The sequence below is a fragment of the Bradyrhizobium sp. genome (assembly GCF_035273305.1).
Lineage (GTDB): Bacteria > Pseudomonadota > Alphaproteobacteria > Rhizobiales > Xanthobacteraceae > Bradyrhizobium.
Genome location: NZ_DATEPI010000067.1, coordinates 1 through 5,599, shown reverse-complemented (window position 1 = coordinate 5,599; position 5,599 = coordinate 1). Strand labels below are relative to the sequence as shown.

General features: G+C 57.7%; 4 protein-coding genes, 1 tRNA gene and 1 pseudogene. 3 read left to right on the top strand and 3 right to left on the bottom strand.

Going from position 1 to position 5,599, the window contains the following annotated elements; translation table 11 throughout:
• Nucleotides 1-718: pseudogene (locus tag VJV58_RS04330) on the bottom strand (hypothetical protein); the annotation flags it as partial.
• A 429-nt stretch (nt 719-1,147) separates the two neighbouring features.
• Here VJV58_RS04330 and VJV58_RS04325 point away from each other — a divergent pair.
• Nucleotides 1,148-1,831 carry a GDSL-type esterase/lipase family protein gene (locus VJV58_RS04325; RefSeq protein ID WP_324136110.1) on the top strand — a complete coding sequence of 228 codons (684 nt, stop codon included), beginning with the start codon at nt 1,148-1,150 and terminating at the stop codon, nt 1,829-1,831.
• Nucleotides 1,832-1,851: 20 nt separating this feature from the next.
• Here the strand turns inward: VJV58_RS04325 and VJV58_RS04320 are convergent, their stop codons facing one another.
• Nucleotides 1,852-2,436 carry a protein-S-isoprenylcysteine O-methyltransferase gene (locus tag VJV58_RS04320; protein ID WP_324136109.1) on the bottom strand — a complete coding sequence of 195 codons (585 nt, stop codon included), beginning with the start codon at nt 2,434-2,436 and terminating at the stop codon, nt 1,852-1,854.
• Nucleotides 2,437-2,700: 264 nt separating this feature from the next.
• On the opposite strand from VJV58_RS04320, the gene VJV58_RS04315 reads away from it, so the two are divergent.
• The gene (locus VJV58_RS04315; protein ID WP_324136108.1) at nt 2,701-3,429 is read left to right on the top strand and encodes a hypothetical protein; all 729 of its coding nucleotides are present in this window, start codon (nt 2,701-2,703) and stop codon (nt 3,427-3,429) included.
• A 146-nt stretch (nt 3,430-3,575) separates the two neighbouring features.
• On the opposite strand, the gene VJV58_RS04310 is transcribed toward VJV58_RS04315, so the two are convergent.
• A tRNA-Ser gene (locus tag VJV58_RS04310) sits at nt 3,576-3,669 on the bottom strand.
• 745 nt (nt 3,670-4,414) lie between these two features.
• Between VJV58_RS04310 and VJV58_RS04305 the strand changes: the two genes are divergently transcribed.
• Nucleotides 4,415-5,599, top strand: a 1,185-nt coding sequence (locus VJV58_RS04305) for a porin (RefSeq protein WP_324136107.1), incomplete at its 3' end; no start/stop codon positions are given.

The following is a 5,599-nucleotide window of genomic DNA, read 5'->3' as shown; positions in this document are numbered from 1 at the left end:
GAATGATCGGTCGGCCGGTGGGCTGCAATCGGCACTCGCGCACCGGGTCTGTTCGGTAGAAATTCATGACGTCCGTTAGCGCCTGATAATCAACCCAGAACAGGCCGGGAGCTCGTGAGACGCGCACCAGCGCATCGCGGAGGCGGCCGGCGGCCCTGTGCAGTCCGATTTTGAGAATCGAAGATCCTGCCGTCACCAAGGCAAGCCGAGGACCGCGCGATCCGAGGTCGGGCTTTCGTCGGAGAGCCCGATCCAGCGCGTCAACTGCCAGCACCGCCCCAAGACTGTGACCAATCAGAAGGATTTCATCCACAACCCCGGCACAGTCTGCTGCGATGATCTCCTCGGCCACTGCATCAAGCCGACGCTCCAGCTCGGGATCACTGCCTCGGATATACCGGCGTGAGAAAATCCAGTCATCAAGGGCAAGCGAGAGGTAGGTCCACCGTTTCGGGCCGAGATAAAGTAGAATAAAGGCGAGAACTGCTGCAGCGATACCGATGGCGATCGATCCAGTTGTGCGTGCGGCAAGTTCGCCAGCGTAACACGAAGTGACCACCATCATCAGAAGGAGGAGATACGGATACAGAAAGAACAGGGCGTAGCGCCAGCTGGTACGAGCGTAGCCCCAGAGCGCACCTCCGACGACGAAATCAATGAACGCAAGCAATCCGTTCGGCAGCCGCCACCAGGTGGGCCGGTCGGCATAACCAGCCATAATGTCATCCCACCGGAATAATTGATGATCGGTTTTCACCGTCCAGTTCGGGCCGTTCGAAAGGATCACCCAATTTGCTCGGTCGCTCGCAATTACTGGAGCGGAGGCCGAGCTCGTCACAGACCAGGTCTGCCGAAACCGCTGCAGCTCGCGAATGAAGCGTCGGTAGGTTTTTGTCGGCGGAACGGGCTCATAGCCGCCAAAATGAAAGACGAGACGCGATCTGATCGCAGGACTTTCGTTCTCTTGCAAACGCAATGACCCTCCCTTGAGACAGTTGCGATCGGTTACGTACGCGTTACTGTAAATCGGTCTGCGAGGCTATGTTCGACGATCGAACTCATGCCTGCAAGCACCGATCTACCGCGATGGCGACCATCATTCATGTCGGCGGACCGGTTGACCTGAGATAATCATCCATCTCGTTTGATGAGCGCGACTTCCGCTGCGTCTAGCAGAGACTATCATGGACATATATGGCCAACTCGATTCGTTTCTTATTTTCATGTCTATGGAAGGAGCGGCGGCTTGAAATTTTTCGGCGGGACTCGGGCCTCAACACCGCGCTCGGCCATCCTGGTCTGCGCGCTAGCTTTCTTTTTCCTGGCGGAACCCGTCTGGGCGGACCCATTCAGGGTTGTAGCCATCGGCGCCAGCAATACGTCTGGTTGGACTGTCAGCTCGGAACACACTTATCCTCACGTTTTGGAGCAAATGCTCAGGAGCAAAGGCTATGACGTGCAGATAACGAATGCGGGCCGACCGTTCGACACCACGGCGGGCATGCTCGGACGTCTCGATTCCGCCGTCTCCGACAAGACGAACCTCGTGATCCTTCAGCCGGGAGCAAACGACCGGCGTTTCTTCGTATCCCCGGAACGGCGGGCCGCTAATATCGCTGAGATGAAACATCATTTGCAGAGCCGTCGGATTCCGGTTGTCGTGTTCGATCCCGTGTTTCCGGAAGATTACTACAGCTTCGATCGAATCCACTTCACAGCTGAAGCGCATGCCAGGATAGCGGCGGAGTTAATGCCCGAGGTTATCAAGCAACTCGAGCGAACCAAAGCTCCGCAAAAGGCGGCTCGTCTTCGCGCTTTAGGCAAACACTAGCGCAGGCACGTTTGCGCTCTTCAGTAAATTCCGGGCACCAGCCGATAGGTTCGCGCCATGTATTTGCGATAATCATCGCCGAACGATTTGAGCATTAGTTGTTCTTCACGAGGCAGGCGGAAAAAAAACAGCACGCCAAAGCCGATGATCGCAGCGAATCCCGCCACCCAGTTTGGTAAAAGCAGCGCCTGCGCGACCGCCCACAGCCAGAAAGCCGTGTACATCGGGTGCCGCACGTAGCGGTAGATCCCATGTGTAACTAAAGGGTGCTGCTCACGCACGTCTAGGCTTACCGACCAGAACTGTCCTAGTGCCCGGTGCGTCAGGCGGAACATGACCAGCGAGGCAAGGGCGACCAGAGTTCCAAGCCAAGCCTGGGCCGCGTGAAATGGGTAATCGGCCCAGCGCGGGAAATTGAAGCTGACGTAGACCAGCGGTATCAGCCCAAATCCAGCGGCGGATATAGTCATCAGCAGATATTCGCGCGGCCCTCGCTCCGTCTTCGCCACCGGGGTACGCCGCGCGCGCCGTTCGTAGGGAAAGCGGATCACATACCAGCCCACAGCCAAAAGAAGCAGGACTGCCTTGGCGAGAAAAAGGCTCATTTTCTTCTACTCCAGACAATGCCTGACGGGCGGCGAGTTCAGCGGAGAGACGCAGGATTCTCGATTTGCTGACTTATGTCGAGCGTCGAAACAGCGATGCAAGCGCCTCTATAAGCTCGGATAGGTCAGTTCCGCTTGCGGCCAGTAGTGTTGCAGTTGAGTCACGCGTCGTGAGTAAAGGGCCAGCTTCAGCTGGGCGGCGTTGCAGAGGCGAAGATTCGAGGGCTACCCTGCGCGCCAGCGCTATTGATTTCGAGAGGGGCTATGAAGCCATACATTGGGTATACGGGATGGATTCATCTTCATCGTTTGTCGTTGCGCGGAATACAAGCGAGCTTGATAACGCTGCTGCTGTGTCTTCCGGTCGTGCCCTGCTACGCAAAAGCGACGGCGCCGGCAATCGGTGCTCGCGTTTATCTGCTCCGCGGTCTTATGAACGTATTCTCATTGGGCCTTGATGAAATCGGGACGAAGCTGGAGGCGCAAGGCATTCCAATCACTGTCGCCAACTTTGTTTCCTGGTCCTCGCTCGCCGAAGAAGCCGCTGCCGAATACAAAAGCGGCAAAGTGCGAACCATCATTTTGGTCGGGCACTCAGCGGGTGCGACGGTCCTGCCTGACATGGTGGCGCGTTTGAGTCAGCTCGGGGTGCCCGTGAAGCTGGCGATTGGACTCGATTCCACGTTTCGCACGAAGTTGGCGGGCCACGCCGATCGCTACATCAATTTTTACATCGCGAGTGGCGTCGGCGAACCTGTCGCCCGGACCAAGGATTTCCGTGGCGCACTGGAGAATATCGATGTGCAGAGCATACCCGGCGTGGGGCACATCTCGATCGATAAGAACCAGCTCATTCAGCAAAAGGTGATCAGCGCGATCGATGCGGTGGTATTCAGTCGCCACATTTCACCACCGCACAAACCTTCGTCACAAACGAGTACGGCCGAGCATAATGTAAATGCGACCGCTGCCGCCGCGACCACTGGGAACTAGCTTCGGGGTCCGTCTCACGAGACCAACCCGCCACCGAAGCGACCCAGAAAACCTTGCAGCCCCTCGACAACCGTTCGGCACGAGGTTGTCACCCATGTCTTAGGTACGATCTGTTACCCATGTGTCCGGGCCGGACCATCGTGTGTTGGCGGAGCCGGAGGGATTCGAACCCTCGATAGGGCTTTACAACCCTATAACGGTTTAGCAAACCGCCGCCTTCAGCCACTCGGCCACAGCTCCATCAGGGGGCCGATATGCCCGACACGGGGGAAAGCCGCAAGCGGCAGATTCGCGGGGAGAAGCTCACGATCGTTTTGCGTCGAGGAGCACAGGCGCGAGCCGGACTTGCGAGCGCACTCGCGGTCGACCGAAACGTGGAATTCCGTTGAAGATTGTGTTGGCATTCAGGCCCAATCACAGCGATTCCGTCATCACATCGCTCCGGAGTCCTGGGCCTTTATTATTGCGTCATTTGCTCCTTGCGCCACGCTGATTCCTGACGCGTAACAGCACTGCAACAGGCGCTTCTTTCTTACTTCACATCTCTTTTGCGTTCGGCGATTCGTCTGTGAGTCGAGGCGCGAAAGCGCGACATCACCCACAGAGGTGTTAGTTCGATAGCTCTCACACCGAACTCGCAGTAAGTGAAAATCCATTTAAGAAACAAAAGCTTGCGAAGAAAATTCGAAAGCGTCTGCGTGTTATTTGTGCAACACCGTTCCAAAAACGGTCACATGCGCACGCTTCGGAGCGGTTCCTTTATTGCTTGTGCAGAGTCCTTCGGTAATTGTGATCGTGCGACGGAGGGGGGCATCCCGAGGTCGTCCCGTTTTAGGTGGTTCGCTTAAGTCCCTCGCGTTCATGCGGGAGTGTCCGAAGGCGCGAAGTGGCTAAGCGGGTTTCAAGGGATTAAGGGAACCAACCTTGGGGTGTTCGCACCCGGCGGATCCGGAACCTTCCCTACAGAGCAACTTGGAGGTTTAACATGAAGATGATTAAGAGCCTAATCCTCGGCTCAGCGGCGGGTTTGATCGCCGTGGGTGGGGCGCAGGCTGCTGATCTTCCGCTCAAGGCCAAGGCCGTCGAGTATGTGAGGGTCTGCTCCCTGTATGGTGCCGGATTCTTCTATATTCCGGGTACCGACACCTGCATCAAGCTGGGTGGTTATTTGCGTGTTGACGTGCTGGCCAACACGAACAGCGACGACACTGGTAACACGTCCGGTCCCGGCGGCGCGGGCAACCGCTTCACCAACGGTTACACCTGGCGTTCGCGTGAAGACCTCAACATCGATACGCGCACCGCGACCGAATATGGCGTGGTCCGCACGTTCTTCGACGCAACCTTCTCCTGGACCACGGACAGCTTCACCGGGCAAGGCAACGGATCGACTGTTTACTCGGCGATCGGCGCGGTTCAGGCTCCGAACAACGCCAACGCGGGCGCGGTGGCCGGTGGTACAGTTGGCGTCTACTACGCCTTCATCCAGTTCGCCGGCTTCACGATGGGTAAAGCCATCTCCCAGTTCAGCGCTCCCTGGACCAACTATCCGGGCAACATCTACGACGGTCTCGTCGGCGGTGGCGGCACGGTCACTGGCGTCAATCAGTTCACCTACACTGCTGACTTTGGCAACGGCGTCAGCGGCACCGTTTCGGCTCAGGACTCGGTCGCCTACTATCAGGCTGGCGTCAACCAAGTCTCCGTCTCTTCGGTTACGGGCCTTGGTACTTCCGGCCTCGGCGCGTTCGGCGCCAGTGACTACGCGGGAACGATTACTCCTGACTTCGTCGGCGTATTGCGCGTTGACCAGGCTTGGGGTCTGTTCCAGTTGTCGGTCGCCGCGCATGACAACCATGCGGCCTACTATGCTCCTCTCGGCGTAGAACTTAACGGTCACCCCGACGACCGTTGGGGCTTTGCGGTGCAGGGTGCCTTGTCGATCAAGAACATCCCGACCGGTGTGGGCGACGTGATCAACGTCCAGGGCGTGTATACGGATGGTGCGACCCGCTACAACATCCAAGACTTGGCGGCCTCGGCAGGCGCGAACACCGTTTATGGTGGAACGAACCTGGCAGGAGCCTACCAGAGCATTGGATTTGGCATTGCGCCTGACAGTGTGTTCGGGGCCGGTGGTCAGCAGCAACTGATCCAGACCTGGGGTATG

Bases quoted from the DNA above. Each gene is read 5' to 3' on its own strand.
- VJV58_RS04325 (WP_324136110.1), top strand. From the start codon at position 1,148: ATGAGCGCGACTTCCGCTGCGTCTAGCAGAGACTATCATGGACATATA.
- VJV58_RS04320 (WP_324136109.1), bottom strand. From the start codon at position 2,436: ATGAGCCTTTTTCTCGCCAAGGCAGTCCTGCTTCTTTTGGCTGTGGGC.
- VJV58_RS04315 (WP_324136108.1), top strand. From the start codon at position 2,701: ATGAAGCCATACATTGGGTATACGGGATGGATTCATCTTCATCGTTTG.